At 70.9% G+C, this 26416-nt stretch carries 25 protein-coding genes and 1 tRNA gene; 9 read left to right on the top strand and 17 right to left on the bottom strand.

What is annotated here, in order from left to right:
* Positions 1 to 46 precede the first annotated feature (46 nt).
* The 6 genes from DEJ11_RS15625 to DEJ11_RS15650 all read right to left on the bottom strand — a co-directional run bounded on the left by DEJ11_RS15625 (position 47) and on the right by DEJ11_RS15650 (position 7652).
* Complete coding sequence (locus tag DEJ11_RS15625; RefSeq protein WP_111030694.1) at positions 47 to 937, bottom strand: carbohydrate ABC transporter permease; 891 nt, start codon at positions 935 to 937, stop codon at positions 47 to 49.
* Positions 930 to 1904: a carbohydrate ABC transporter permease gene (locus DEJ11_RS15630; RefSeq protein ID WP_111030693.1), complete on the bottom strand. Its 975-nt coding sequence runs from the start codon at positions 1902 to 1904 to the stop codon at positions 930 to 932. The genes DEJ11_RS15625 and DEJ11_RS15630 overlap by 8 nt, the downstream gene beginning before the upstream one ends.
* A gap of 165 nt (positions 1905 to 2069) precedes the next feature.
* Positions 2070 to 3305 (bottom strand): ABC transporter substrate-binding protein, encoded by a 1236-nt coding sequence (locus DEJ11_RS15635; protein ID WP_258372457.1) that lies wholly within the window; start codon positions 3303 to 3305, stop codon positions 2070 to 2072.
* 45 nt (positions 3306 to 3350) lie between these two features.
* Entirely contained in the window at positions 3351 to 4688 is a 1338-nt protein-coding gene (locus DEJ11_RS15640; RefSeq protein ID WP_111102457.1) for an enolase C-terminal domain-like protein, read from the bottom strand.
* Between the two features lie 232 nt (positions 4689 to 4920).
* The gene (locus tag DEJ11_RS15645; RefSeq protein ID WP_111030690.1) at positions 4921 to 5514 is read right to left on the bottom strand and encodes a TetR/AcrR family transcriptional regulator; all 594 of its coding nucleotides are present in this window, start codon (positions 5512 to 5514) and stop codon (positions 4921 to 4923) included.
* A 77-nt stretch (positions 5515 to 5591) separates the two neighbouring features.
* Entirely contained in the window at positions 5592 to 7652 is a 2061-nt protein-coding gene (locus tag DEJ11_RS15650) for an MDR family MFS transporter (RefSeq protein ID WP_111030689.1), read from the bottom strand.
* A gap of 169 nt (positions 7653 to 7821) precedes the next feature.
* Between DEJ11_RS15650 and DEJ11_RS15655 the strand changes: the two genes are divergently transcribed.
* Positions 7822 to 8772: a phosphotransferase family protein gene (locus tag DEJ11_RS15655; protein WP_111092782.1), complete on the top strand. Its 951-nt coding sequence runs from the start codon at positions 7822 to 7824 to the stop codon at positions 8770 to 8772.
* A gap of 71 nt (positions 8773 to 8843) precedes the next feature.
* Positions 8844 to 9233: a hypothetical protein gene (locus tag DEJ11_RS15660; protein WP_071244081.1), complete on the top strand. Its 390-nt coding sequence runs from the start codon at positions 8844 to 8846 to the stop codon at positions 9231 to 9233.
* A gap of 34 nt (positions 9234 to 9267) precedes the next feature.
* Here the strand turns inward: DEJ11_RS15660 and DEJ11_RS15665 are convergent, their stop codons facing one another.
* Positions 9268 to 10725 carry an SPFH domain-containing protein gene (locus DEJ11_RS15665; protein WP_111032363.1) on the bottom strand — a complete coding sequence of 486 codons (1458 nt, stop codon included), beginning with the start codon at positions 10723 to 10725 and terminating at the stop codon, positions 9268 to 9270.
* A gap of 176 nt (positions 10726 to 10901) precedes the next feature.
* Positions 10902 to 11729: an NAD(+) synthase gene (nadE, locus tag DEJ11_RS15670; RefSeq protein WP_110863289.1), complete on the bottom strand. Its 828-nt coding sequence runs from the start codon at positions 11727 to 11729 to the stop codon at positions 10902 to 10904.
* A gap of 454 nt (positions 11730 to 12183) precedes the next feature.
* On the opposite strand from nadE, the gene DEJ11_RS15675 reads away from it, so the two are divergent.
* Together DEJ11_RS15675 and DEJ11_RS15680 are read left to right on the top strand one after the other, a co-directional pair.
* The gene (locus tag DEJ11_RS15675) at positions 12184 to 12621 is read left to right on the top strand and encodes a MarR family winged helix-turn-helix transcriptional regulator (protein WP_111102458.1); all 438 of its coding nucleotides are present in this window, start codon (positions 12184 to 12186) and stop codon (positions 12619 to 12621) included.
* A 231-nt stretch (positions 12622 to 12852) separates the two neighbouring features.
* Complete coding sequence (locus DEJ11_RS15680; protein ID WP_111102459.1) at positions 12853 to 14283, top strand: MATE family efflux transporter; 1431 nt, start codon at positions 12853 to 12855, stop codon at positions 14281 to 14283.
* A 206-nt stretch (positions 14284 to 14489) separates the two neighbouring features.
* On the opposite strand, the gene DEJ11_RS15685 is transcribed toward DEJ11_RS15680, so the two are convergent.
* Entirely contained in the window at positions 14490 to 15089 is a 600-nt protein-coding gene (locus tag DEJ11_RS15685; protein WP_111102460.1) for a copper resistance CopC family protein, read from the bottom strand.
* A 41-nt stretch (positions 15090 to 15130) separates the two neighbouring features.
* Positions 15131 to 15298: a hypothetical protein gene (locus DEJ11_RS15690; protein WP_155896891.1), complete on the bottom strand. Its 168-nt coding sequence runs from the start codon at positions 15296 to 15298 to the stop codon at positions 15131 to 15133.
* A gap of 222 nt (positions 15299 to 15520) precedes the next feature.
* Here DEJ11_RS15690 and DEJ11_RS15695 point away from each other — a divergent pair, with 222 nt between their 5' ends.
* Positions 15521 to 16234, top strand: coding sequence for an alpha/beta hydrolase (locus DEJ11_RS15695; RefSeq protein WP_111102462.1), 714 nt, complete (start codon positions 15521 to 15523; stop codon positions 16232 to 16234).
* Between the two features lie 91 nt (positions 16235 to 16325).
* Here the strand turns inward: DEJ11_RS15695 and argG are convergent, their stop codons facing one another.
* The gene (gene argG, locus DEJ11_RS15700; RefSeq protein WP_042540079.1) at positions 16326 to 17768 is read right to left on the bottom strand and encodes an argininosuccinate synthase; all 1443 of its coding nucleotides are present in this window, start codon (positions 17766 to 17768) and stop codon (positions 16326 to 16328) included.
* Positions 17769 to 17879: 111 nt separating this feature from the next.
* Between argG and DEJ11_RS15705 the strand changes: the two genes are divergently transcribed.
* From DEJ11_RS15705 to DEJ11_RS15715, 3 genes are read left to right on the top strand one after another with little or no spacing between them, the layout of a single operon-like run.
* Positions 17880 to 18434, top strand: a complete 555-nt coding sequence (locus tag DEJ11_RS15705) for an RNA polymerase sigma factor (protein ID WP_111032360.1) — start codon at positions 17880 to 17882, stop codon at positions 18432 to 18434.
* Positions 18431 to 19345: a hypothetical protein gene (locus DEJ11_RS15710; RefSeq protein ID WP_146249990.1), complete on the top strand. Its 915-nt coding sequence runs from the start codon at positions 18431 to 18433 to the stop codon at positions 19343 to 19345. The genes DEJ11_RS15705 and DEJ11_RS15710 overlap by 4 nt, the downstream gene beginning before the upstream one ends.
* A 44-nt stretch (positions 19346 to 19389) precedes the next feature.
* The gene (locus DEJ11_RS15715; RefSeq protein WP_111102464.1) at positions 19390 to 19842 is read left to right on the top strand and encodes an HTH domain-containing protein; all 453 of its coding nucleotides are present in this window, start codon (positions 19390 to 19392) and stop codon (positions 19840 to 19842) included.
* 95 nt (positions 19843 to 19937) lie between these two features.
* On the opposite strand, the gene DEJ11_RS15720 is transcribed toward DEJ11_RS15715, so the two are convergent.
* Both DEJ11_RS15720 and DEJ11_RS15725 read right to left on the bottom strand, forming a co-directional pair.
* Positions 19938 to 20009, bottom strand: a tRNA-Arg gene (locus DEJ11_RS15720).
* A gap of 13 nt (positions 20010 to 20022) precedes the next feature.
* A complete protein-coding gene (locus DEJ11_RS15725) occupies positions 20023 to 21126 on the bottom strand; it encodes an epoxide hydrolase family protein (RefSeq protein ID WP_111102465.1) in 1104 nt (367 codons plus the stop codon).
* Positions 21127 to 21342: 216 nt separating this feature from the next.
* On the opposite strand from DEJ11_RS15725, the gene DEJ11_RS15730 reads away from it, so the two are divergent.
* Entirely contained in the window at positions 21343 to 22032 is a 690-nt protein-coding gene (locus tag DEJ11_RS15730; RefSeq protein WP_111102467.1) for an HAD family hydrolase, read from the top strand.
* An 89-nt stretch (positions 22033 to 22121) separates the two neighbouring features.
* On the opposite strand, the gene DEJ11_RS15735 is transcribed toward DEJ11_RS15730, so the two are convergent.
* From DEJ11_RS15735 to DEJ11_RS15750, 4 genes are all read right to left on the bottom strand, one after another.
* Positions 22122 to 23267, bottom strand: a complete 1146-nt coding sequence (locus DEJ11_RS15735; RefSeq protein WP_111102468.1) for a TIGR03364 family FAD-dependent oxidoreductase — start codon at positions 23265 to 23267, stop codon at positions 22122 to 22124.
* Between the two features lie 246 nt (positions 23268 to 23513).
* Positions 23514 to 24008, bottom strand: coding sequence for an HNH endonuclease (locus tag DEJ11_RS15740; RefSeq protein ID WP_027466591.1), 495 nt, complete (start codon positions 24006 to 24008; stop codon positions 23514 to 23516).
* Between the two features lie 353 nt (positions 24009 to 24361).
* Positions 24362 to 25333 (bottom strand): C40 family peptidase, encoded by a 972-nt coding sequence (locus tag DEJ11_RS15745; protein ID WP_111102469.1) that lies wholly within the window; start codon positions 25331 to 25333, stop codon positions 24362 to 24364.
* A 242-nt stretch (positions 25334 to 25575) separates the two neighbouring features.
* Complete coding sequence (locus DEJ11_RS15750; protein WP_071404062.1) at positions 25576 to 26271, bottom strand: iron-dependent transcriptional repressor DtxR; 696 nt, start codon at positions 26269 to 26271, stop codon at positions 25576 to 25578.
* Positions 26272 to 26416 lie beyond the last annotated feature (145 nt).

Consider the following 26416-nt stretch of genomic DNA (forward strand, 5'->3'; position numbering starts at 1 on the left):
CCAGTGTTCCTTTCAGTGGAGGACGAGAGGGTGACGGTCGGCGGTGTCACCGGCCGCCGAGACCGCTGGTGACGATCCCCTTGACGAGGTGCTTCTGGAGCAGGATCAGCAGGACCACCGTGGGCAGCATCGAGATCACCGACGCCGCCATCACGAGGTTCCACTCGGAGCCCTGCTGCCCGAAGAACTGCTGCAGGCCGAGCGGGATGGTGCCACGGGCCTCGACGTCGTTGACGATGACGAGCGGCCAGAGGAACGAGTTCCAGTACGCGATGAACGAGAACACGGCGAGGACCGCCATCGTCGGCCGGGCCAGCGGGAGCATCACCGAGAAGAACGTCCGGATCGCTCCGGCACCGTCCACCCGGGCGGCGTCGTCGAGCTCCTGCGGCACGGTGAGGAAGAACTGCCGCACCAGGAACGCGCCGAGTGCCGTGAACGCCCACGGGATGATGAGCGCCTGGAACGTGTCGACCCACCCGAAGCCCTGCATCATCACGTACATCGGGATGACGAGGACGTCCTGCGGGATCATCAGCGTCGCCAGGAACAGGACGAACACCGTGTTCCGGCCGCGCCACCGCAGTCGCGAGAACGCGTAGCCGGACAGCACCGCGACGGCGACGTTGATCGCCGTGCCGGCCGCGGCGACGAAGACACCGTTCAGGATGAACCGGGCGAACGGCAGGTACGTGAACGCCTGTGCGTAGTTGCCCCACTCGATGGACGAGCCCCAGAGCGTCGGCGGGGTCGTGAACACGTCGGCCGACGGCTTCAGGCTCGTCGCCACCATGTAGATGAGCGGCGAGACGAACAGCAGGGCCACCAGGCAGAGCAGCACGTAGCCCACCGTGTGGCGCACCCGGCCGGTCTGCCGGTGCGTGCGGGGCAGCGCCCGCGGGTTGATCGTCCGGTTGGACGAGGTCAGCTCACTCATAGTGCACCCACCGCTTCTGTCCGAGGAACTGGATGGCCGTGATGCCGAGGATGATGACGAACAGCACCCACGCCCCGGCCGATGCGAGTCCGAGCTGCTGGGTCTGGAACCCCGTGTTGTAGATGTACTGCACCAGGGTCTCGGTGGCGGTGCCGGGTCCGCCCTTCGTCAGGACGAACGGCTGCACGAACACCTGGAACGAGGTGATCAGGGTCATCATCGTCGCGAAGAAGATCGACGGCGAGATGAGCGGGAACTTGATCCGCCAGAACATCTGCCAGGCGTTCGCCCCGTCGAGCTGCGCAGCCTCGATCTGGTTCTCCGGCACCGAGTCGAGCGCCGCCGAGAAGATCAGCATGTTGTAGCCGAACCCCTGCCAGACGCTCATCGCGACGACGGCGAGCATGGCCCAGTTGTCGTCGGCCAGGAAGTTCGGGGCGTGCACGCCGACGGTCGACTGCAGCGTCGCGTCGATGGCACCGCCCGGCTGGTACAGCATCCGCCAGACGACGACGTTCGCGACGATCGGCGTGATGGTCGGGATGAAGAACAGCACGCGGAAGACGTGCCGGTGGCGGATCTTCGGCGTGAGCCAGGCCGCGAGTCCGAGGGACACGACCAGGTTGAGCGGCACGTAGAGCACGACGAACAGCACGGTGTTCAGCGTCACGGTGCGGAAGATCGGGTCGGAGAACAGCTGCGCGTAGTTCGACAGGCCGGCCCACGAGCGTTCGCCGAGCATCGGCCAGTTCATGAAGCTCACGACGAGCGACGCGAGGATCGGGAACGCCGTGAACACGACGAGGCCGATCGAGTGCGGAGCGGCGAAGGCGGCGCCCCACCAGGAGCGGCGGCCGAGCTCGGCGTCGGCGCCGCTGTCCTTCCGGCGCGGAGCTGCGCCGGTCGCGACCGCGACCGCTGGGGCGGGCAGCGCCGCCTCGGCGGGTGGGTCCTGGATGGTGGTCATGCGACGACCTCCTCGTCGTTCGCGCGGTCCTGGTCAGGGTGGGGATCGGACGGGAGGCCCGTGGCGGGGCCGACCTCCGACTCCGCAGGCTCCGTCGGCGCGGCCCGCGCAACGCTTCGCGTCGCTCGAAGCGGGCCGCGCCCGTCCGTCAGGGGGTGACGCCCGTCACTGCGAGCCGAGCTGGCTCGCGATGGACGACATCGTCTCCTTGCCGGAGGTCTGTCCGTTCACCGCCTGCAGGGCGTACTGCGCGAAGAGCTGGTTGAGCTGGTCGCTCTGCTTGTTGCCGGGCAACGGGGTGGCGTTCTCGAGGCCGGTCTTCAGGGCGTCCTCGACCCCGTCGATGCCGGCGTTGTCGTACCAGGCCTGCTGCGCCGCGGTGCGTGCCGGGAAGGCGCGACCCTGCTCGGCGAGCGAGGTGAGCGTGGCCTCGTTCGTCATCGTGGTGATGGCCTTGAACGCCTGCTCGGGGTACTTGCACTGCTTCGAGATGCCGAAGCCCGACCCGGCGGCGAACGAGCTGGGGCCGTCCGTTCCCGAGGGGATCGTCGTGATGCCGAGGTCGAACTTGACCTTGGCCTTCTGGCTGATGATCGACCAGGGGCCGTCGCTGTACATCGCGACGTCACCGGACACGAACGCGTTGTCGTCGGTGGAACCGTCGGTGCTCGCCTGTGTGGCGTAGCCGTCCTTGACGAGGCCGCCGATCCAGTCGAGCCCCTCGGCGAACTCCGCGTTCGAGGCGTCGAGCGTGCCGTCCTCGTCGATGACCCGACCGCCGTTGTAGCCGAGGATCATCGACTCGAGGGGGATGTCCTCCACGCTCGTGCCCCAGATCGGCGTGCCCGCGGCCTTGAGCTCCTTCGCGGCGTCCTCGAACTCGTCGACCGTCCAGCCCGGCTTCGGCTCGTCGACGCCCGCCTTCTCGAAGATGTCCTTGTTGTAGAACATGACCATGGGGCCGGTGTCGTACGGCAGCCCGTAGAGCTTGCCGTCGACCTTCATGCCGTCGAGCCCGGTCTGGTCGTACTCACCCAGGTCGAGGTCGGCCTGCTTCGCCATGTCGTCGATCGGCACGAGCACGTCCGTGTAGTTCGCGGCGCGGAGCGACTGGATGCTCACGATGCAGGGTGCGGTGCCGGTGGACAGCTGGGTGCGGAGCTTGGTCCAGTAGTCGTTGAAGGGTGAGCCCTGGATCGAGACGTCCACGTCGTCGTCGGTCTTGACCGTGTCGGCGACCTTCTGCCACGCGGCCTTGTCCTCCTTCCCGGCGATCCACATGGCCCAGGTGAGGGAGTCCTTCGACTGGCCGTCGCTGGCGTTGCTGCCAGCGGAACAGCCGGTGAGCACGAGCACGGCAGCTGCTGCTGCCGCCAGCCCGGCGGTGCGTCGTCGTTGCATCGGTGTCTCCACTTCGTCGTGGTGATGGGGTGTGCGGTGGGGTGTTCAGGCGACCCGGACGGCGTCCGGGACCCGATCGGGATCGGACTCGGCCCAGACCGGGCCGTCCGGGAACGCGTGGGTGGTCAGGGTCTCGGCGAGCATCTCGGTGCCGGCGCCGGGCGTGGTCGGCGGCCAGTAGCGGCCGTCGTGGACGTCGACCGGTGTCACGAAGTGCTCGTGCAGGTGGTCGACGAACTCGATGCACCGGGTGTCGAGGTCGCCGGTCAGGGCGACCGCGTCGAACATCGACAGGTGCTGCACCGCCTCGCACAGGCCGACGCCGCCGGCGTGTGGGCACACACGGACGCCGTGCTTGGCGGCGAGGAGCAGGATCGCCAGGTTCTCGTTCACCCCGGCGACCCGGGTGGCGTCGATCTGCAGCACCGACACCGACCCGGCCTGGATCAGCTGCTTCGCGATCACCCGGTTCGCCATGTGCTCCCCCGTCGCGACCGGGATCGGGGCGATGCGCCGGGCGATCTCGGCGTGGGCGAGGATGTCGTCCGGGCTCGTCGGCTCCTCGACCCACGCGACGTCGAAGGGGCGGAGCCGGTCGATCCACGTCACGGCCTCGTCGACGTCCCAGCGCTGGTTCGCGTCGATCGCGATCCGGACGTCCGGGCCGACGGTGGCGCGGGCGATGCCCATCCGTCGGACGTCCTCGTCGACGTCGCCGCCGACCTTCAGCTTGATCTGGGTGAACCCGTCGTCCACGGCTTCCCGGCACAGCCGCGCGAGCTTCTCGTCGTCGTAGCCGAGCCAGCCCGGGGTCGTCGTGTAGGCGCGGTAGCCCTCGCGCTCCAGGCGGGCCCGGCGTTCGGCACGCATCGGTTCGGCGGTGCGGAACAGTTCGAGCGCCTCGGCCGGGGTGATCGCGTCGGTCAGGTACCGGAAGTCCACCAGGTCGACGAGCTCCTCGGGTCGCAGGTCGGCGAGCAGGGCCCACAGCGGCTGCCCCGCACGCTTCGCACGCAGGTCCCACAGGGCGTTCACCACGGCGCCGATCGCCATGTGCATGACGCCCTTCTCCGGGCCGAGCCACCGCAGCTGCGAGTCGTGCACCATCGCGCGCCAGGTACCGCCCATGTCGGCCAGGACCGTCTCGGCATCGGCGCCGACGACGTGCCCACGGAGGGCTGCGATCGCCGACTCCTGCACCTCGTTGCCGCGGCCGATGGTGAAGACGAAGCCGGTGCCGACCAGGCCGTCGAGCGCGTCGGTGGTGAGCTCGACGTAGGCGGCGGAGTAGTCGGGTGCGGGGTTCATGGCGTCGGACCCGTCGTGCTCTCGCGAGGTCGGGAACCGGATGTCGTGCACGTGCAGACCGGTGATGCGGCTCATCTGTGTCTCCTGCCGTCCGGTCTCCGTCGACCGAACGGTGCAATCAAAACATCCGATGTCTCGCGCGTCAAGAGCCTTGTTCTTGCGGTTCTGGCGAAGGTGGTCGCTCAACCGTCCGATGACTGCGCGACCGACGGCGTGGACGCGACCACGGCCTGGAGCGGGTCCGACCCGCACCGCGCCTCCAGGCCGTGGTCGCCCCGCGCCGGGGGCGACGCGGTGGTCACGCTGGTCAGGCGGTGGCGAGCCGCCCCATCTCGGCGACGACCGCGCGCAGCCGCGCCGCGAGCTCGTCGCGGGAGCCGTCCGCCGACCGGTGGGCGGACTCGATCACGGCGGCCATCACGAGGGTGGTCGCGGTCCGCGCGGTGTCCTCGTCGACGCGCTCGGCGGCGACCGCCAGCACGGTCTGCCGCGCGTGCGCCATCCACTGCATCATCGCCGGGACCATCTCGGGGCGGGCTCGGACGAGCTCCTTCATGCGCCGGCGGTCCTGCGGCAGGGTGACCGTGTGCGCGACGAGGTCGCAGAGGTCGGCCACGAGCGCACCCGTGGCACCGAGGAACGCTGCGCGCGCCGTTTCCGGGACCGTCGTCGCCGGCAGTCCGAGGGCCGCCTCGGCCTTCGACGGGAAGTAGTTGAAGAACGTCCGCGGGGAGACCCCGGCGTCCGCGCAGATCTGCTCGACGGTCACCCCGGCGAGCCCGTGGTCGGTGACCAGGGCGAGTGCCGACCGGTGGATGGCGGACCGGGTCTGCTGCTTCTTGCGCTCCCGTAGGCCGCAGTCGCTCGCGACGAGGTCCTCGGTGGTGGTGGGCTGGTGCACGTGCTGCGCTCCGTCCTGTTCTCGGGTCCGTGCGACGCCGGGCCTCCGCGTCGTGTGACGGGGAGGCCCGGCGTGGTTCAGACCTGCGACCGACCGCCCTGGACGGGGATCGAACCGGTGACCGGAGCGGTGGGCGAGCCCATCGTGTCCGCGGCCCGCACGGCCTGCGCCTCGAGGTCGTCGGCGGTGCCGGCGTCGTCCGCCTGCTCCTGCAGGGCCGAGCTCTTGCGGAGCGGCGGCGCCTTGAAGAAGAAGCTCAGGACGAACGCGAGCAGGATCACCGCGAAGCCGACCCAGTAGACGGTCACGGCCGAGGCGTTGAACCCGGACATGAACGGCCGGGTCAGGGCCGAGTCCGCACCGTTGAGGTACGACGTGTCGCTCGTCTCGGCGTTCGAGTCGCTCGAGTCGCTCGCGCCCTTGTCGATCTGCTTCGACAGCTCCGGTGCGAGCTGGTCCACCCAGTAGGTGCGCTGCCCCGAGTCCGACCAGTCGACGACGAGCCGGCCGTCCTGCACGCTGGCGTGCGCCTTGTCGGCGGCGGCGGTGAGCGCCTGCTGCTGCACGGCGTCGGGAGCCCCGGCGGTGGCCTGGACCACCTGGTCGGTGGCGGTGTCGAGGCCGGACTGCACCTGCTGCTGGAGCGGGGTGACGATCGGGTTCCAGATCTGGTCCATGACGCCCTGGTTCGCCTTCGCGCTGGCGATCTCCGGGTCGAGCGCCGCGCTGAGGGCGGGCTTCAGGTTCGACTCGTCCGCTGTGGCGTGCAGGATGTTCGTCGGCATGAGCGAGAACAGGACGGACAGCAGGACGGCGGTACCGAGCGTGCCACCGATCTGGCGGAAGAACGTGGCGGACGAGGTCGCCACACCCATGTCGCGTGGCTCCACCGAGTTCTGCGATGCCAGGGTGATGCTCTGCATGAGCTGGCCGAGTCCGAGACCGATCAGGAACATGCCGATCATCAGGAACCACAGCGGCTTGTCGATCGTCATGAAGGTCAGGACGACGTAGCCGAGCGACACCAGGGCGGTGCCGATGACCGGGAAGATCCGGTAGCGGCCGGTGCGCGCCACGATCTGCCCCGAGGCGATCGAGGCGATCATCAGGCCACCGATCATCGGCAGCGTCGCGAAGCCGGACTCGGTCGGCGTCAGGCCGGTGACGATCTGCAGGTAGAGCGGGATCGTGAGCATCGCGCCGAACATCGCGAAACCGACCAGGAAGCCCAGGATGGTCGCCATCGAGAACGTGCTCGAGCGGAAGAGCTTGAGCGGGATGATCGCGTCGTCCTGCATGCGGGTCTCGATCACCAGGAAGGCGACGAGGCCGAGCGCACCGATGACGTAGCAGGCGATCGCGCTGGCCGAACCCCAGCCCCACGTGCGGCCCTGCTCCGCGACGAGGAGCAGCGGCGCGAGCGTGACGATGACCGAGGTCGCGCCCCACCAGTCGATGCGCGGCTTGGCCTTGGCCTCGCCGAACTTCGGCAGGTGCAGGAACGCGATCACCATGAGGAGCGCGGCGACGCCGATCGGCACGTTGATCAGGAAGACCCAGCGCCACCCGGTGATGCCGACGATCGAGCTCGCACCGGCGAACAGGCCGCCGATGAGCGGGCCGATCACGGACGAGATGCCGAACACGGCGAGGAAGTAGCCCTGGTACTTCGCGCGCTCACGGGGCGCGAGGATGTCGCCCATGATCGCCAGCGGCAGCGACATCAGCGCACCCGCACCGATGCCCTGGAACGCGCGGAAGGCGGCCAGCATGGTCATCGACGTCGACAGGGTCGAGAGCAGCGACCCGAGGATGAAGACGGCGATGCCGAAGATGTAGAGCGGGCGACGGCCGAAGACATCGGAGAGCTTGCCGTAGATCGGCGTGGTGATGGTCGACGCGATCAGGTAGGCCGTCGTGACCCAGGCCTGCTGGTCGAGGCCGTGCAGGTCGTCACCGATCGTGCGGATCGCCGTGCCGACGATGGTCTGGTCGAGCGACGACAGGAACATGCCCGCCATCAGGCCGTAGATGACGAGCAGGATCTGGCGGTGCGACATGATCGGCTTGCCCGGCGTGCTGGCCGGGGAGTCCTGTCGTCCGCGCGACACCTCGACGGGTGCGGTGGCAGTGGACATGCGGAGTTCCTCACAGGGGATGTGGCGTGGTGGTCGTCGGCCTGGTCGGGACCCCGAACGGGTGTCAACCTTGCAGGCTCTGCAACTTTACACCGCAAGCACCTTTGCTGCCAACGCAAAGTTGCCGAGCGCGCACGTTCGTGTACGGGTTCTCAGGTAACGTCGGCGCATGGGGCGAACCACCTGGACCGATGTACCGACGACGCTGCGACAGCAGGTGGAGGGGGTGCTGGGCGGTCCGGTCGTGACCGCCGAGTCCCAGGCGAGCGGGTGGTCTCCCGGCAGCGCCGACCGGGTGACGACCGCGGCCGGACGACGGGCGTTCGTGAAGACCGTGTCGCGCTCGCGCAACGAGGCAGCCCTCGAGCTGCACCGCCGCGAGGCCGCGGTCATGGCCCAGCTGCCGACCACCGTGCAGGCACCGCGGCTGCTCGACGCGCTGCACGCCACGGTCGACGGCGACGACTGGGTCGCGCTCGTGCTCGACGACGTCGCGGGCCAGCACCCGGGCCGGCACCTCGACGGATCGGACACGCCGGCCGTGCTCGACGCACTCCACACGCTGCCGCCCGCGACCGGTGGACTGGCGACGCTCCCCCGCATCGCCGAGGACCTGCGCGGTGAGTTCGGCGCCTGGGACCGGATGCTGGCCGACGACGCGGTCGCCGCCCGCGTCGCCGAGGTCGTCCCCTCGCACGTCCTCGACGCCGGCCCCGCGATCGCCCGCGCGGCATCCGGGGCAGCGGCACTCGTCGACGGCGAACACCTCGTGCACGCCGACTGCCGCGCGGACAACCTGCTCGTCGACGACGCCGGGCTCGTCTGGGTGGTCGACTGGCCCTGGGCGAGCGTGGGCGCGCACTGGCTCGACCCGCTGACCTACCTGCTCGACACGCTCGTCCGCGGCGAGGACGCCGACGTCGAACACCACCTCGCCACGCACCCGGTCTTCGCCGGGGTGTCCGCCACCACGATCGACGCCGTGCTGGCCGGGCTCGCCGGGCTGTTCTTCGAGCACGCCCTGCCTCCGGCGCCGCCGAACATGCCCACGATCCGCGACTTCCAGCGGCGCGAGGGCGTGGCCGCCGCCGAGTGGCTGCTCCGCCGCTGGGCCACCTGACAGCGCGCCCGCCCGAGCGGGGGACGCGTCTGTCCAGGGAGCGCAGCGCACCGGAGCGTACGGTCCACCGCATGACTGATGAGCACCGCACCCCGCGTCCCGAAGACGACGCCGCGCGCCTCGGTCTCGTCGTCGTCGGAGAAGCAGCAGCCCTGCAGTCCGGCGACGAGGCGGCACTGGACGCGAGCGAGCAGAACATCCGCGACACGATCGACGAACTGGTCGACGAGCCCCTGACCCCGCGGCAGGAGGAGGTCGTCGAGCGACTCGCCGCGGCTGGCGGCACCCTGACCGCCGGACTCAGCGGTGCCCTCGCCGCCCAGAGCGGTCGCAGCGTCGACGACGTGCTCGAGGGTGCGGCCCGCAGTGTCGTGTGGCAGCAGCGGCTCGCGGACGAGCGTGAGGACGCCGGCGCACAGCAGCGCGACCCGCAGAACGAGAACGGGCACGACGAGGGCTGATCCCCCGTCGCGCCCGCTGCAGGCACCCGATCGGTTACTCGGTGGGCTCGACCTGCGGCACCGACTGCTCGCGCACGACGGCACGGGCAGCAGCCTGACCCGTCGTGGTGCTCTTCACGATGTCGCTCAGGGTGAACCCGGCCGTGGCACCGAGCAGCGCATCGACCTCGCTGAACTGGCTGACGACGCTCTTCGACAGTGCACCGGCACCGTCGGAGGACACCACGGTGAGCGTGTCGATGTTGCTCATCGGAGCAGCGAGTTCGCGGGCGATGCTCGGCAGTGTCTCGATGGCCTTGACCCGCAGGACGGCCTCGGAGTGCTGTGCGAGCGCGTCGGCCTGCGCCTTGGTCGCATCGGCCTCGGCCTGGCCCTTCGCACGGATCGCGTCGGCGGCGGCTTCACCCTCGGCGCGTGAGGCGTCGGCGGCGAGCTTGCGGGCATCCGCCTCGGCCTTCGCCTCGGCCGCGACGGCCTCGGCGGAGATCCGGCGGGCCTCGGCCTGGGCGCGGGCGGTCTCGACCTGGGCCCCAGCGGCGGCTTCGGCCTCGACGCGGGTCTTGCGCGCCTGGGCCTCGGCGACGGCGGAGACCTCGGACTCGAGCTCGGCACGGCGCAGCTCGGCACGCTTCTGCGCGGTGATCTGCTCCTGCTCGACGACGCCCTGGGACGCACGCGCCTGGGCGAGCGGGCCGGCGGCAGCGGCTTCGGCGGACGCACGGTCGGCGTCGAGCTGCAGCGCGGCACGGCGGATGGCCAAGGTGTTCTCGGCCTCGGCGATCGCCTGGTCGGCGGTGGCGCGGGCTTCTCGCGCTTCGCGGTCGGCCTGGGCCTCGGCGTTCTCGGCCTCGAGTCGCACGCGTGCACGCTCGGCACGACCGAGGTCGCTGATGTACTCGTTGCGGTCCGAGATGCCCTTGATCTCGAACGAGTCGACGTCGAGCCCCTGGCTGTGCAGGGCGTCCTGCGCGACGGTGAGGACCGCGACGGTGAGCTGGTCGCGGTTCCGGATGATCGTCGAGACGTCGGTTGCGCCGATCGAGGCACGGAGCGAGCCGGACAGGACCTCGCGCGCGAAGTCGTCGATCTTCTTCTCCTGGCCGAGGAACCGCTGTGCGGCCGCCCGGATGGACGCGTCGGCCTCGCCCACCTTGACGAGCGCCACGGCCTCGACGTCGATGGTGACGCCGCGGGAGTCCTGCGCGTTGACGTTGATGTCGATCGCACGCGAGCTGAGCGACAGCTTCGCGACCTTCTCGAAGAAGGGGCGGACGAGCACGCCGGCGCCGAGCACGACCTTGATGCCGGACTCGACGGTCTCGGTGCCGTCGGCGTTCTTGACCTTGCGGGAGCGCTTGCCGGTGATGATGAGCGCTTCGTCGGCACCGGCGTTGCGGTACACGACCTTGGCGTAGATCAGCGCGATCACGGCGAGGACGATGATCCCCACGATGATCAGCGGGACGGCTCCGAGCGCGAACAGGACTTCCATGACTCCCCCTCCGGACCAGGCGCCAGCCTGGATTCCGCATCTGTTGTTCCGTTGGCTCCCATCCTAGGAGCGCGCGCGGACAGCCGGAGCGCTCAGGGAAGGGTTGGGGACAACAGGCTGGAGGCGCGGTGCAGGATCACCTGCACCGCGCCTCCAGGCCGGGGTAGCGTCAGCGCCTACGCGCCCGCACGCCACCAGTCATCGAAGGGCGTCGCCGGCACCTGGCGCTTGTGCTCCGTCGCGCGGTAGCGCGACTCGATCGCCTCGGCGACCTCGACCGGCACGTCGTGGCCCTGCAGGTACGCGTCGATCTCGGCGTAGGTGAGTCCGAGGTTCGCCTCGTCGGTCTGTCCGGGCAGCTCGTCGAGCAGGTCGGCGGTGGGCGCCTTCTCGTACAGGCGGGCGGGTGCGCCGAGGTGCTCGAGCAGCTGCCGCCCCTGGCTCTTCGACAGCCCGGTGAGCGGGGTGAGGTCGACGCCGCCGTCGCCGTACTTGGTGAAGAAGCCCGTGACGGCCTCGGCCGCGTGGTCCGTGCCGACCACCAGCAGGCCGCGCTGCCCGGCGATCGCGTACTGGGCGACCATGCGCATGCGCGCCTTGACGTTGCCCTTGACGAAGTCACTCAGCTCGACGCCCGAGGCCGCGGTGTCCTGCATGACCCCGTCGACCCCGTGCTCGATGTTCACGGTGACGCCAGGGTCGGCCGCGATGAACTGCAGGGCGAGCTGGGCGTCGTCCTCGTCGGCCTGCACGCGGTAGGGCATGCGGACGGTCGTGAACTCGGCCGGGTGCCCCTCGGCGCGGAGCGACTCGACCGCGAGCTGGGTCAGGCGGCCGGCCAGGGTGGAGTCCTGCCCGCCGCTGATGGCGAGGAGGTACCCCTTCGCCCCGGTCGTCAGCAGGTAGTCGCGCAGGAACCCGACGCGACGGGCGACCTCCTGCTCCGGGTCGATGGTCGGCTGGACGTTGAGGTCCGCTGCGATGGCGGCTTGGAGTTCACGCACCACCCCAGTATCACGCCGATCCGGCTCCGTGGACCGACGGGTTCCCGAAGACGTCGATCGGATCGACCGGGAGGTCCCGGGGCGGCGGTGACCCGATCACCACCGCCCCGGGGATCCGCGACGACCCGAACGCGTCGCGGACCCGGTGAGACGGACGCCGGTACCCGCCAGCGCCGGTCCTGGTCAGGCGCGACGAACTCGTCGCGCCGGGATCGCGGTGGGTGGTCCGTGGTGTGGCACGGTGCCTCCTCCCCCGACGGGGTCTCCGCCGCTGATCCGCCCCCGGTGGTGAGCCGGGGGATGTGGAGCCCGTCGAACGGGCCGAGGGCGGCTGGTGAGGCCGCTTGCTGTGGAAGGTACCAGGATGCGAGCAGCACTCGACGCCCCCGTTGTGGGGTCACGACTCGGACTGCCTTCGTTGACAGTTCGATGGCTAACAGTTAGAGTCCTGATCATGCAGGCACCAGACTTCACGACACCGCTCCAGCTCATGCGGTGGATCGGATGGGCGCAGCGCAAGGGCGCCGAGGAGTGGGTCCGTGAGCGCGACCTCACCCACGAGCAGTCCTTCGTGCTCGGGTACCTGCAGGAACACCCCGGCGCCATCCAGCGGGACGTCGCCGAGGTCACCCGGACCAGCGCGGCCAGCGTCTCGAGTCTCCTGCAGGGGCTCGAGCGGCGTGGCCTGATCGAACGACGACCGGACGCCACGAACGGGCGGACGAAGACGGTGCACGCCACCCAGGCGGGCATCGACCTCATCGCCGGGTTCACCGACGCGATGGTCGCCCTCGACGACTCCCTGCTCGCACCCCTCGACGAGGACGAACGCGAAACCCTGCGGCGACTGCTGCAGAAGGTGACCGCGGAACTCGCGCCGCCGACCCGCTAGCCGCACCGCCGCACCACGCGCGCCACCGCACCACCCGCGCCACCGCACCGACCCGCTCCACGCACCACGCGCCTCCCGGCCGGATCCGCCGGCGCGCCCTCGCGACGCCGCGACCCCGCGACCCCGCGATCCCGCGATCCCGCGATCCCGCGACCCCACCAGTCGCGCGCTCCCCCCTGCCGTGCCGGCGTCCGTCGGCGCGCCCACCGTCATGCCCGGAAGGGAACCGTCATGTCCACCACCACCACCACCGCTGCGGCGACGAACCGCTGGTACCTCTCCGCTGCCCCGATCGCCCGAGCCCTGGTGCACCTGTGCGTGCCGATGGCCGCCGCGATGGTCGTCAGCGCCCTGTACAACGTCATCAACGCGGGCTTCATCGGCGCCCAGCACGACACGTCCCTGCTCGCCGCGATCACCTTCGGCACGCCGCTGCTCGGCCTCGTGATGGCCGTGGGCGGGGTGTTCGGCGTCGGCGGCAGCGCGTTGATGTCCCGGCTGCTCGGCGCCTCGGAACACGATCCCGACAAGGCGCGGGACATCAAGCACGTCGCCTCGTTCGCCCTGTGGGGAGCCGTCGTGACCGGAGCCGTGCTCGGCGTCGTCGGACTCCTGCTGCTCCGCCCGCTCGTCGCCGTCCTCGGTGCCGACGCGGCAGCGGTCCCCGCCACGAGCGAGTACGTCGCCGTGATGCTCGCGTTCGTCCCCGTCCTCGCCGCGTCCTTCGCGCTCGAGCAGATCGTCCGCTCCGAGGGCGCCGCGCGGCAGGCGATGATCGGCCTGGTCCTGTCCACGGTCGGCAACCTGGTGTTCGACGTCCTGTTCATCCTGGGGCTGCACTGGGGCGTCGGCGGCGCCGCACTCGCGGTGGGCCTGGCCAACGTGGTCTCGATCGCCTACTGGGTGACCTGGCTGCAGCGGAACAGCGAGAACGTCAGCTTCGCGCCGAAGTGGTTCACCCTGCGGGCGGACATCCTGAAGCCCGTGTTCGGCATCGGCGTCGGCGAGCTGCTGCAGTCCGCGTTCCTCATCGTCACGACACTCGTCCTCAACAACCTCGCCGCCGCCTACGGTGACGACCCGCTGGCGGCGATGGGCGTCGCGGTCCGCATCGCCCAGGTGCCGGAGTTCCTGGTGATGGGCGTGACCATCGGCGTGCTGCCGCTGCTCGCCTACGCGTTCGGAGCGGGTGACGCAGCTCGACTGCGCTCCGGCCTGCGCGCTGCGGCCCTGACCGTCGGCGGCATCGTGCTCTTCTTCTCCGGGACCGTGTTCGTGTTCCGCGAGCAGGTCTTCACGATCTTCTCCGGTGACCACTCGGTACTCGCGATCGGCATGACGATCCTGACGGCACAGCTCGTCGCCGCCGTCGTCAACGGGTTCACGGGGCTGCTCACCTCGCTGTTCCAGGCGACCGGGATGGTCATGCCCGCGATGGTGCTGTCGATGGCGCAGGGCGTGCTGTTCATCCCGATCGTGATCGCCGGCAACGTGTGGTTCGGGCTCGCCGGGATCATCTGGGCACTCACCGTCACCGAGGGCATCGTGTTCGTCGCCGCGGTCGTCCTCTGGCTGGCGACGCGGGGCCGCATCGCCCGAGGCCTGGCCGAGGGCAGCGCGGCACGCGCCGACGCCGCGCTGGAGGCCGCTCCCGTGGCGTGAGGCGCGTCGCCCCCGGCGTCACGCACCGCGTGCGGACGGGAGGCCCGGTGCCGGTCCGGCACCGGGCCTCCCGTCCGTCGCGTGGTCGCGTTCCGTGCGCCGCGTGCGCTGCGTGCGTGCGCTTCGTGAGCAGGAATGGTCGGGTGCGCGCGTGCGACACGACAGCTTCTGCTAACGAAGTGCGCGACACGGCGGCGCCGCGCGCGCTACGCGCTGCGGCCGCGCCGCAGCAGCAGCACGACGACCGCACCGGCCACCAGGACGGCTCCGGCGCCGAGGCCGATCCACACGCCCGGCGCGATGCCCGGCGACGAGGACGGAGCACCGTCCGAGGCTCCGGTGGCCGTCGCGGTGGCACTCGACGTGGGAGCGGTGCTCGCCGTCGGGGTCGGGGTGACGCTCGCGCTCGGGGTCGACACGGGCGCTGCGGCCCGGTACTCGAACGCGAGCGTGCCCTCGATCGGGTGGCCGTCCGGCGACACGTACCGCCAGAGCACCGTGTAGCTGCCCTGGTCGAGGTCGACCGCGCGGCGCATGGTCGTTCCGGAGACCGTCACGTCACCCGTGGCGACGTCGGCACCGGAGGCGTCCGTCACCTGGATCCGGAGTCCGGCGTCGAGGCCGGCGAGCGGTGCCTCGGAGAAGGTCAGGTCGACGGACTCGAGCGGTTCGGTGACGACCGCCCCGTCCGCCGGGGTACTGCTGGTCAGGGCCGAGTGGGCCGACGCGGGCTGGACACCGACGAGCGTCAGCAGTCCCGCCGCGACGATCGCCAGTGCCGCCGCCGTGGTTCGAGCTGTGCGCATGCGCAGACTCTACCGACGGTCGAGCGGCAGCCCGCTGGGGGTCAGAGCTGCTCGCCGAGGAAGTCCGCGTAGGTCGGCTCGTAGCGCGCTTCGCTGACGCTGACGAGCTGGTGGCCGGTTCCTTCGAGGCGTTCGGCGACGAGGGCGGCGAGGTCTTCGGGCGAGCGGAGGCCGTGGCGGTGCCAGGCGTTCTGGATGGTGGCGGTCATGGCGACCAGCCCTTCGTCGAGATGATGCGCATCTCGGATCCGTCCGGGTCGACCCGCTGTGCCAGACCTCACAGATCGTGAGGAGCATCGTGACGACGAGTCCCTGATGACTGACCCGGTACCGCAACGATACGGTCGCGCCCGATCGCCGTCGAGGCGGATGCGTTTCGCGGCTGACCGACGCGGCGGACCGGCGAGGCGGGTGCGCTGTAGCGTCGGCGGATGGAGATCCACTTCGTCCACGGCGCGCTCGTCCGCGACGGCGACTGGTGGTGGCAACCCACCGCCGACCTGTTGTTCGACCGCACCGGTGTCCGCAGTCGATCGGTGGCACTGCCGTCCTGCGGCGAGGGCCCGTCCGGCCGCCCCGAAGGCGGTCTCGTCGAGGACGCGGCAGCACTCCGGGCCGCACTCGACCGCAGCGACGGAGCGATCGTCGTCGGGCACTCGTACGGTGGCACGGTCATCGCCGAGGCCGGCCAGCACGATGCTGTCGAGCACCTTGTCTACGCTTCGTCCTACCTGCCCGACGTCGGATCGGCCCAGGCCGGGATCATGTCGGACGAGCCCGACCCGGTGGCGATCGGTGATGCCGGGGACGGAGCCCTGGCACTGGTCGGGTACGACGCCTCGTCGTTCGGCGCTCGGTTCCTGCAGGACGCCGTCCCCGAGGTGCAGCGGGCTGCGTGGGACCGCGTCACCGCACAGTCCGCTGCCGCGTTCGTCCCGCCGACGACCGCCGCGGGCTGGCAGGGCGTCGACTCCACCTACCTGGTCTGCACCGAGGACCGGAGCACCACCGTCGGCCTCCAGCGAGCGCACGCGGCACGGGCGACGCGGAGCGTCGACGTCCCCACCGGGCACCATCCCTTCATCACCCGGCCCGACCTGGTCGTCGAGCAGCTCGAGCTGCTGCTCGGGAACACCGCGGCCTGAGACGTCGCGACGACGGACGGGAGGCCCGGTGCCAGCTGGCACCGGGCCTCCCGTCATCAGGGGGTCGCGCCCAGGGCGCGGGTCCGCTCGATCAGTCGGTGCCGGAGTCGAAGGCCGCGCCCTCGGAGGCGAGGTCCGTCCGACGACCCATCGCGTCCTCGGCGTCGGAGGCGACGATCGCGCCGCCGAGGATCTCCTCGGCCTCGCCCGCCTCGAGCTCGCCGACGAGCTCGGCCGTCGCGCCACCGATGAGGCCGGCGGCGGCGTACTGCTCGAGCCGCGAACGGGAGTCCGCGATGTCGAGGTTGCGCATGGTGAGCTGGCCGATGCGGTCGTCCGGGCCGAAGGCGGCGTCGCCGACGCGCTCCATCGACAGCTTGTCCGGGTGGTACGACAGCGCGGGGCCCGTGGTGTCGAGGATCGTGTAGTCGTCGCCGCGACGCAGGCGCAGCGTGACCTCGCCGGTGACGGCGGAGGCGACCCAGCGCTGCAGCGACTCGCGGAGCATGAGCGACTGCGGGTCGAGCCAGCGGCCCTCGTACATCAGGCGACCGAGGCGGCGACCCTCGTTGTGGTACGAGGCGACCGTGTCCTCGTTGTGGATCGCGTTGAGCAGGCGCTCGTAGGCGATGTGCAGCAGCGCCATGCCCGGAGCCTCGTAGATGCCGCGGCTCTTCGCTTCGATGATGCGGTTCTCGATCTGGTCGGATGCACCCAGGCCGTGGCGGCCACCGATGGCGTTCGCCTCGTAGACCAGGGCCACCGCGTCCGTGTACTCGACGCCGTTGATCGCGACGGGGCGACCGGCTTCGAACCGGACGCTGACGATCTCGGTCGCGACCTCGACGTCGTCACGCCAGGCGGCGACGCCCATGATCGGCTCGACGATGTCCAGGCCGCTCGACAGCTCTTCGAGGCTCTTCGCCTCGTGCGTCGCGCCCCAGATGTTCGCGTCGGTCGAGTACGCCTTCTCGGTGGAGTCGCGGTACGGGAACCCGCGGGCGACGAGCCACTCGCTCATCTCCTTGCGGCCGCCGAGCTCCTCGACGAACTCGGAGTCGAGCCACGGCTTGTAGACGCGCAGACGCGGGTTGGCCATCAGGCCGTAGCGGTAGAACCGCTCGATGTCGTTGCCCTTGTAGGTGGAGCCGTCGCCCCAGATGTCGACGCCGTCTTCCTTCATCGCGCGGACGAGCATCGTGCCCGTCACCGCGCGGCCGAGCGGCGTCGTGTTGAAGTACGTCTTGCCGCCGGATCGGATGTGGAACGCACCGGTCTGCAGGGCGACCAGGCCCTCTTCGACCAGGGCGCTCTTCGCGTCGACCAGTCGGGCGATCTCCGCGCCGTACTCGTGGGCGCGGCTCGGGACGGCGTCGATGTCGGGCTCGTCGTACTGGCCGATGTCGGCCGTGTACGTGCAGGGGATCGCTCCCTTCTCGCGCATCCAGGCAACGGCGCAGGAGGTGTCGAGACCCCCTGAGAACGCGATGCCGACTCGTTCGCCGACGGGGAGACTGCTCAGGACCTTGGACACGGGGTCAATCGTACGGGGCCAGCGGGCTCGACTACCGTCCGGGGCGACGGTTGTGGAGAACTGACCTGCCACAACCCGGAACCGATCCAGGGCGACCGGACAATACAGGGCATGAACCAGATCACGGGGGACCGGTCCGACTGGGCCCTGGGCGTCGCCGGGGACGGCCGTGCGGTCGGTCGGCTCTTCGACCGGCACGCGGCGCGACTGCGTCGTCACGTCCGAGCACTCGTCCCGACGCCGGACGACGCCGACGACGTGGTCGCCGTGGTGTTCCTCGAGGCCTGGAGGAAGCGGGACCACGTCCGTTTCGTCGACGACTCGATGCTGCCGTGGCTCCTCGTCACGGCGACCAACACGGCGCACAACCTGACGCGGTCGTCTCGGCGCCACCGCTCGTTCCTCGGCAGGTTCCCGGTCGACGATCCGGCGCCCGACCCAGCGGACTCCTTCACCGACGCAGAGGCCGTGACCGCGCTCCGTGGTCTCCCGATCGCAGACCAGCGGGTCCTGTCCCTCTGCGTGCTCGAGGGGCTGAGCGAGCGTGAGGCCGCGACCGTCCTCGGCGTCCCGCCCGGCACCGTCAAGTCCCGGCTCCACCGTGCGAAGGCGCGGCTCCACAAGCAGTACTCGGCGACAGCGGAACCCCTCGGAGGCACACTGTGAACCACGACCAGATCTCCCCTCGTCTCGCAGCGATGCGCGACGCACTCGTCGCAAAGGTCGACGCCACCAGCGCCACCGGAGCGTCGCTCCGTCGACGTCGCCGACCGACCCGCGGCACGGTCCTCACGATCGCGGCGGCGTTCCTGGCGGGATCGGCCGTCACGGGCGGGATCACCGCGGCTGCCCTCCCGTCGAACGACCCGGACGCCGCGCTGGAGAGCACCCTTGCGACCTCGACGCGCTACATGGTCGAGGAAGCGAACCACGCCACGATCCTCGGGACTCCGGCCTTCGCGGCCACGCAGGGCGATGGTTCGTTCTCGCTCGGCACCCGCCCCGCGGACGCCGACCGGGTGACGCTCACGTGGAAGTGCCTCGACCCGGGGACCTTCACCGTGGCCATCGACGGGACGACCATCGACGGGCCCACCCGCTGCACCCCGGGCACGACCGGCGGGGTGAGCGGTGAGCATTGGAGCCTGTCCCCAGCGCCCGGTTCCGGACACTCGGCGGCGACCATCAGCGTGACGGGCGGCGGCTCCGCCCGCTACGCCGTCTGGGCCTCGTGGGTCGAGTCCGCGCCGATCGCGGAACCCTCTGCCCAGCAGCGAGCCGAGATCCGGGACGACCGGATCGCCCTCGACGAGTACCGCGCCGCCTTCAACCGGCTCGAGGCCTGCCTGACCCAGGCGGGACACCCGATGGACGACGTCCCGCTCTCGTGGTTCGCGAACGGGTCCTGGACGAGCCGACCGGTGGGCACGGGCCCCTGGTACCTGTACTCCACGCCTGCCGAGGGCCTCGAGGTGTTCGACACCCAGTGCTACCCGCGGGAGTTCGGCCAGGTCGACGCGCTCTGGCAGGCGGAACACCCGATGCCGGAGGACCCGCCGGCCCAGCCTGCTGGCTGATGCACCATGGTGCAGAGACTCATGCGACCGAGGAAGGGAACGAGATGACTGCCGAAGCCCTCGACGTCCGGGCGGAACTCCGCGCGCTGATCGAGCACCGTTCCGTCGCGCCCGACGCGATCGCGCAGATGACCGGGATCTCGGAGTCCACGCTCTCCGCGTACCTGGACGGCCCAGGGATCGAGCACCAGGGGCTGACCGCCCTCGGGACCGGGCTGACTCCCGACGAATCGCAGCGGCTCGCCGTCCTCGCAGCGATGCTGGCCGCAGCTCCGAGCGTGCCCGACGACGACCGTGTCCGGGGCATCCTCGAGGGGCTCACGCAGGTCTCCGGGCTGACGGTCGCGAACATCGCGTCGCTCACCGGGATCGCGGAGTCCGACCTCGACGCGTTCTCGAGCGATCCGACCGGGGTGAGCGATGCCGTGAAGTACACGATCGCGACCCGGACCTCGTTCCTCGTGAACGCCGTCAACCTCGCGACACCGAGGCACTGAGCGGCACCAACGCGCGGCAGGGACTCGAACCACTTCGATGTACTGGTGCCCCGGGACGGCACTGCAGGGACTCGAACCCCTTCGACCTGCTGGTGTGCCCCTGGAGGGACTCGAACCCCCAACCGTTTCCTTAGGACGGAACTGCTCTTCCATTGAGCTACAGAGGCTGGCCCGACCACTCTAGCGGCGGAAGCCCTGCAGGAACGCGTGCAGTTCGTCGACGAACAGGTCGGGCTGCTCGAACGGCGCGAAGTGCCCACCTCGGTCGAGTTCATGGTGGAACACGAGGTTCGTGGTGCGCTCGAGCCACTCGCGCGGCGCCCGCACGATGTCGCCGGGGAAGATCGAGAACCCGGACGGCACCTCGACCCGTCGTTCCAGCTGCTCCGCCGGGATCGCCGCGTTCGCGTGGTACATCCGCATCGCCGACCCGATCGTGGCGGTGGCCCAGTACTCGGTCAGCAGCGCCAGGACCTCGTCGCGCGTGTAGACCGACCACAGGTCCCCGTCACAGTCGCTCCACGCCCGGAGCTTCTCGACGATCCAGGCCGCGAGACCCGCGGGCGAGTCGTTCAGCCCGACGGCCGCGCTCTGCGGCTTCGTCCGGTGCAGCATCGCGTAGGCGCCCTCGGCGGTGCGCCACCGATCGGTCGCGGCGACGAACTCCTGCTCGGCGGCTGACAACGTCGACGCATCCAGCCCCGGCCAGGCGAGCCCGCCGTCGATGCGGTGCACGGCGACGACCCGGTCGGGGTGGTCGAGCGCCAGGTAGCGGGCGACGTGTGTGCCGATGTCGCCGCCGGACACCGCGAACCGCTCGTACCCGAGGTCCGTCATCAGCGTCGCCCACATGCCGGCCACCTGCCGGGCGTCGAGCACCTGGGGCGGCGCATCCGAGAATCCGTAACCGGGCATGTCCGGCACGACGACGTCGTACCCGGCGGCGACGAGCATCGGCAGCACCTTGCGGTACCGCCAGCCGGAGTCCGGCCAGCCGTGCGCGAGCAGGACCGGCAGGGCGTCGGGCTGCGGAGCACGGGCGTGCAGGACGTGGATGCCGATGCCGTCGACGACGACGCGGCGCGAGGGCAGCGCGGCGAGCTCGGCGCGGTGCGCGTCGAAGTCGAACCCGTCGGCCCAGTACTCGACGAGCGGGCGCAGGACGTCGAGGTCCACGCCGAGCGACCAGCCGACCCCAGCGGGTGCGTCCGGCCAACGCGTGGCGCGCAGCCGCGCGCGCAGGTCGTCGATGGTCGCGTCGTCGATGTGCGGTGTCTCGCCCATGCGGCCGACGCTACTCAGCGCCACCGACGCAGATCGGCGAGCGCGGACTGGAGCCGCTCCCCCTGGCGGACCGACTGCATGTCCGCACAGGCCGTGACGAGCCTCCCGGCGGCGTTCACCTGGCGGACACCCGCGCATCCTCTGCCCGCAACGGGGTGCGTCGACGCTGGTCGGACCGCGCCGGTCCCGGCGCGACGGCACGTACCCAGGAGTCCCATGATCTCGCTCGTCTGCCTCGACATGGCAGGAACCACCGTCGACGACGGCGGCGTCGTCCTCGACGCCTTCCGCACCGCGCTCACCGACGTCGGCATCGAGCACGGGAGCGCCGAGCACGACCGCGCCGTGCAGTACGCCGTCGACACCATGGGCCAGTCGAAGATCGCCGTGTTCACCGCGCTGTTCGACGGTGACGGTGTCCGCGCCGAGGCCGCGAACACCGCCTTCGAGCGCGCCTACGCACGAACCCTCGACCGCGGCGTGCGGCCGGTGGACGGCGCCGTCGAGACGCTCGTCGCCCTCCGCGCAGCGGGGCGACGGATCGCGCTGACCACCGGTTTCTCGCCGGCGACGCGCGACGCGGTGCTCGACCTGCTCGGCTGGCGGCCGCTGGTCGACCTCGCACTCTCGCCCGCCGACGCCGGGCGCGGGCGCCCGTACCCGGACATGGTGCTCACCGCCGTGCTCCGGACCGCCACCGACGACGTCCGCGACGTGGCGGTCGTCGGGGACACCGTCGCCGACCTGCTCACGGGACACCGCGGCGGCGCCTCCGTCGTGGCGGGCGTGCGGACCGGGACGCACCAGGACGCCGACTTCGCGACCGTCCAGCACACCCACGTCCTCGACTCGGTCGCCGAGCTGCCGTCGGTGCTCGCCGGGGTCGACGCAGCCGCCAAGGTGTGACGACCACGTGACGACCTCACCGGTGCCGGAGGCCGCCGGGGTCGCACCGTTCGCCGCGTGGCCGGGTGCTCCGCGACTGACGGTCTCCCTCAGCCGAGGACCGCCGGCGCGATGCCGAGGCCGGTCGTCATGCCGATGCCCGTGGTGACCGTCACGACGTCGACCCCGGGGACCGGTCGGTCGATGAGGAACTCCCGCCCCGGGGCCGAGGCGTAGACGCCCTGCCACCGGTCGACGACGGAGACCGGCGCACCGAACAGCCGCTCGGTCTCGGTGACGAGCAGCCGGAAGCCGTCCTCGTCCTGGAACGGCGGCGCGTCGACCCCGCGCTCGTGGGTGTCCCCGACGATGACGCTGCCGTCCGGCGGTGACGTGTACATCTGGTTGAGGTCCCAGCGGATCCCCTCGGGCAGGTCGGCGGTGAGCCGGTCCCGCAGGGCACCCGCTCCGGGCATCGCGGCGAACCCCGAGTAGCGCAGCAGCGACCATCCGGTCAGCAGCGGTGTGGCGAGCGGGAAGGCGAGCGGGATCGTCGCACGCAGCATGTGGAGCCGGCAGCGGACCAGGCCGATCGACTCGGCGAGCTCCGGGAAGAGCTGGTCGAGGTCGTGGTTGGTGCAGACGACGATCCGGGTCCCCTCCACGATGCCGCGACCGGTGCGGACGGCACCGGTGGTGACCTCGAGCACGGGGGTGCGCCAGTGGAAGGTGACCCCCTGCCCGGCGAGCCAGCGCGCGATCGCGGGTGCCGCCTCCCGGGGGTCGACCTGCAGGTCGTGCGCGAGGAGCGCGCCGCCGAGTGCCGTGGCGGGATCGACCGGCACCGCCGCGGCGATCTCGGCCGCGTCGGCCAGCCGCAGGTCCGCGCCGGAGTCGCGGTACTCCTCGAGCACCGCCAGCTCCTCGGGGCGACGGGCGACGACGTGTGCACCGCGTTCGCGCGCCGTGAACCCGGCGAGCTGCGCGAGTGCGAGCCAGCGCCGGCGTGCCTCCTGCGCGTACCCGGCCGCCTCCCCGGTCTGCGGGGTGACGCAGGCGTGGCCGAAGTTCCGGACGCTCGCCCCCACGACCGCGCCCGCACGATCGACCACCGCGACCCGGGCGCCCTGCAGGAGCGCCTCGTAGGCCATGCCGAGCCCGACGATGCCCGCGCCGACCACGACGACGTCGTACCGTTCGGTCAGCGGCTGGTGGTCCGTCTCAGTGTCGAGTGCGGTGTGTGCGAAGCGGGGCATGAAGACCTTTCGGGCGGCGCGGAGTGCCGGTCCGGTGCGGATGCCGCAACTGTCGCAGGTCAGCGGTGGGGCGGGGTTCCGCCCCGGTGCACGTGGCGTGGACGGCGCGTGAACTCGGCGGGCACCTGCCCGGACAGGCGAGGACGCCCGCGGCGGTGCCGGGAGTCGCGGTGCGACCGTCGGACTGGAGGCCCGTGGCGGCGTCGCCACGGGCCTCCAGTCCGTCTCGTGGTGCGCAGACGGCCGCTACGCGGCCACGAGGTACTCGTCCCACTCCGCCTGCGGACGCTCGATGCCGCGCACGACCCACGAAGACCCGTGCGGCACCTTCGGCGGGAACCGGAGGCGCCACCCCATCTCCTGCGGGGTGCGGTCGCCCTTGGTGTTGTTGCAGGCCAGGCAGCAGGCGACGAGGTTCTCCCACGAGTCCTGCCCACCGCGCGACCGCGGCTGCACGTGGTCGATCGTGGTGGCGTGCCGGCCGCAGTAGGCACAGTGGTTGCCGTCGCGACGCAGCACACCGCGACGGGACACCGGCACGAGTCTGGAGTGCGGGATGCGCACGTAGCGGGTGAGGATGATGACGGACGGACGGTCGTAGCTCGACGTCGACCCGGTGACCGGGTGTTCGACGTCGGCGGCGACGATGGCGGCCTTCTGGTTCATGACCAGCACGAGGGCTCGTCGGAACGAGATCACCGCGAGGGGCTCGTAACCGGCGTTGAGGACGAGAGTGCGCATGGGTTCCCTTCCGACGTGCCTGGACGGCTTCCAGGCGCTGCGGGTGCGTCGGACCGACGACGCGAACGGGTGAGGACGACCTGTTCACACCCCTGGAACCACGAAGAGCACCACCCGGATGGGCAGTGCTCTCGTCATGCAGGGGCGTGCTCGTGCACGCAGGCTGTGCTCGACCATATGTCGACGCGCGCGCGCCGACCCATGGTGCGGGTCGTGCGGAACATCGACATGAGGGTCTCCTGTTCGCGCCGGTGCGGACCGGTGCAGCGTCAGGTTAACCCAGAAACCGGCCCGGCACGAGGGTGTGCGGGCCGGTTCTGGAGAAGTTCACACTCCCCCGGGGGCAGTGTTCGCTAGATGCCGAAGCGGACGATGTGGTAGTCGCTGGTCCAGATCGGACGGATCTGCACGGTGCCGCCGGGCTTCGGGGCGTCCATGATCATGCCGTTGCCCATGTAGAAGCCGTCGTGCGCCTCGTTGTTGAAGATGACGACGTCGCCGGGCTGCGCCTCGGACTCGGGGATCGTGGTGCCGGCCTGGTCCTGCAGCGGCACCGAGTGCGCGAGGTTGATGCCGTACTGGGCGTACACGAACATGATGAAGCCGGAGCAGTCGAAGCCCGACGGGTCCGCGCCACCGAAGACGTACGGGGTGCCGATGTACTGCTTGCCCGTGGCGACCACGGCCGGCAGCGAGAACGGGGTGTCGGCGGCGGACGAGCTGGCCGCGTACTCGGCGGCGGTGGGCCCGGTGTACGAGGAGTACTGCTTCGCGGTCGCTGCGCGGGCGGTCTGGGTCTGCTCGGCCTGCTCGGCGGCTTCCTTCGCCGCGGCGGCCTGGTCGGCGGCGGCCTGCTTCGCGGCCTTCTCGGCGTCGAGCGTCGCGGTGGACGTCGCGCCGAAGCCGTCACGGCTCGTGTCGGCGAGCGCCACGGCGTCGGAGACCGACAGTTCCTGGCTCTGCGTGGCCCGCACCTGACGCTGGGCGTCGGCGGCGGCGGTCGAGTTGCTCGAGGTCGTCGCTGCGAAGGCCGGGGCGACCGCGACCGTGCCGAACATGCCGGCGGCCACGGTGAGGACGACCGGCGCGAGGAACTTGCGCTTGCGCGACGAGGAGCTGGCCTTCGCGGTGCTCGCGGCTGCCGCGGCCTGCGCGGCACGACGACCACCGGGCAGCGGGGCGGAGCGCACCGGCACGACCTTGCGGACCGGGCGGCCCTCGGTCTCGCGCACGGCCCGCCGGGTGAGCGGGGCGGTGGTGGCGTTCTCGGTGTTCGTCGGGTTCGCGGGCGTCTGGTCGTCCGCGGCGTTACCGGTCTGCGTCAAGAGGTGTGTCTCCAACGTCTCGTCATCACGCCGCCGTGGGTGTCCGGCGGTGTGCAACCCCATCCGTTCGTCATCGTTTCCGATCGAGGCAGGAGACGGGTTCGAGACGTCCTGCCACGGGTCTCCGGCTCAGGGGCAGCGCGGCGACTCGGACGAGTGTACGGAAGCGTCGTTACCGAGTCGAGACCAAACGCCCCGCAGGTAACGAAACGGTAAAGACTCTCAGGAACGACCAGGAACGGTCAGCCGCGTTCGATGTAGACGTGCTGGGCGACCTCGATCGGCAGCTCGATGCCCGAGTCCTCACCCTCGACGCGGACCGCGACGTAGGCGCCAGCACGCTGCACGCTCGCCACGCGCCCGGGCATGACGCCGGCGGTGCGGAGCTGGTGCAGGAGTTCCGGTTCGAACTGCACGGGCTCGCCCAGGCGTCGGACGACCCCGGTCGTGACGGCGTCGGTGCCCTCGGTCGCGGCGACGATGTTCTGGACGCCGTCGAGGAACCCGGCGGCCGCGGGGCCACCGATCTCGGCCAGCCCCGGGATCGGGTTGCCGTACGGGGATTCCGTCGGGTTGCCGAGCATCTCGAGCAGGCGGACCTCGACCTGCTCGCTCATGACGTGCTCCCACCGGCAGGCCTCGTCGTGCACGAAGGCCCAGTCGAGTCCGATGACGTCGGCCAGCAGGCGTTCGGCCAGACGGTGCTTGCGCATCACGTGCGTGGCGCGGGAACGGCCCTCGTCGGTGAGCTCCAGGTGCCGGTCGCCGGAGACGACGACCAGGCCGTCGCGCTCCATGCGGGCGATGGTCTGCGAGACCGTCGGGCCCGAGTGTCCGAGGCGCTCGGAGATGCGCGCGCGCAGCGGCACGATCGCCTCTTCCTCGAGGTCGAGGATGGTGCGAAGGTACATCTCCGTGGTGTCGACGAGATCGGTCACGGTCCGCCTCTCATGTCTGGGCCCAGCGCCGACCACACTACTTGTTCGCACCGACGAACACCGACCGGCGCCCGGATGCACGTGAGAAAGGGTCATCCGACGCGGTGGACAGGTGGGCCGAACCCTCCCCGTCCGGCCGGTACAC

It is taken from the genome of Curtobacterium sp. MCLR17_058, from assembly GCF_003234705.2.
GTDB lineage: Bacteria > Actinomycetota > Actinomycetes > Actinomycetales > Microbacteriaceae > Curtobacterium > Curtobacterium flaccumfaciens.

What these genes read in the sequence shown, in the direction of transcription:
- DEJ11_RS15625 (WP_111030694.1), bottom strand. Translation starts at nt 937, where the DNA reads ATGAGTGAGCTGACCTCGTCCAACCGGACGATCAACCCGCGGGCGCTG.
- DEJ11_RS15630 (WP_111030693.1), bottom strand. Translation starts at nt 1,904, where the DNA reads ATGACCACCATCCAGGACCCACCCGCCGAGGCGGCGCTGCCCGCCCCA.
- DEJ11_RS15635 (WP_258372457.1), bottom strand. Translation starts at nt 3,305, where the DNA reads ATGCAACGACGACGCACCGCCGGGCTGGCGGCAGCAGCAGCTGCCGTG.
- DEJ11_RS15640 (WP_111102457.1), bottom strand. Translation starts at nt 4,688, where the DNA reads ATGAGCCGCATCACCGGTCTGCACGTGCACGACATCCGGTTCCCGACC.
- DEJ11_RS15650 (WP_111030689.1), bottom strand. Translation starts at nt 7,652, where the DNA reads ATGTCCACTGCCACCGCACCCGTCGAGGTGTCGCGCGGACGACAGGAC.
- DEJ11_RS15655 (WP_111092782.1), top strand. Translation starts at nt 7,822, where the DNA reads ATGGGGCGAACCACCTGGACCGATGTACCGACGACGCTGCGACAGCAG.
- DEJ11_RS15660 (WP_071244081.1), top strand. Translation starts at nt 8,844, where the DNA reads ATGACTGATGAGCACCGCACCCCGCGTCCCGAAGACGACGCCGCGCGC.
- DEJ11_RS15665 (WP_111032363.1), bottom strand. Translation starts at nt 10,725, where the DNA reads ATGGAAGTCCTGTTCGCGCTCGGAGCCGTCCCGCTGATCATCGTGGGG.
- DEJ11_RS15675 (WP_111102458.1), top strand. Translation starts at nt 12,184, where the DNA reads ATGCAGGCACCAGACTTCACGACACCGCTCCAGCTCATGCGGTGGATC.
- DEJ11_RS15680 (WP_111102459.1), top strand. Translation starts at nt 12,853, where the DNA reads ATGTCCACCACCACCACCACCGCTGCGGCGACGAACCGCTGGTACCTC.
- DEJ11_RS15685 (WP_111102460.1), bottom strand. Translation starts at nt 15,089, where the DNA reads ATGCGCACAGCTCGAACCACGGCGGCGGCACTGGCGATCGTCGCGGCG.
- DEJ11_RS15690 (WP_155896891.1), bottom strand. Translation starts at nt 15,298, where the DNA reads ATGACCGCCACCATCCAGAACGCCTGGCACCGCCACGGCCTCCGCTCG.
- DEJ11_RS15695 (WP_111102462.1), top strand. Translation starts at nt 15,521, where the DNA reads ATGGAGATCCACTTCGTCCACGGCGCGCTCGTCCGCGACGGCGACTGG.
- DEJ11_RS15705 (WP_111032360.1), top strand. Translation starts at nt 17,880, where the DNA reads ATGAACCAGATCACGGGGGACCGGTCCGACTGGGCCCTGGGCGTCGCC.
- DEJ11_RS15715 (WP_111102464.1), top strand. Translation starts at nt 19,390, where the DNA reads ATGACTGCCGAAGCCCTCGACGTCCGGGCGGAACTCCGCGCGCTGATC.
- DEJ11_RS15725 (WP_111102465.1), bottom strand. Translation starts at nt 21,126, where the DNA reads ATGGGCGAGACACCGCACATCGACGACGCGACCATCGACGACCTGCGC.
- DEJ11_RS15730 (WP_111102467.1), top strand. Translation starts at nt 21,343, where the DNA reads ATGATCTCGCTCGTCTGCCTCGACATGGCAGGAACCACCGTCGACGAC.
- DEJ11_RS15735 (WP_111102468.1), bottom strand. Translation starts at nt 23,267, where the DNA reads ATGCCCCGCTTCGCACACACCGCACTCGACACTGAGACGGACCACCAG.
- DEJ11_RS15740 (WP_027466591.1), bottom strand. Translation starts at nt 24,008, where the DNA reads ATGCGCACTCTCGTCCTCAACGCCGGTTACGAGCCCCTCGCGGTGATC.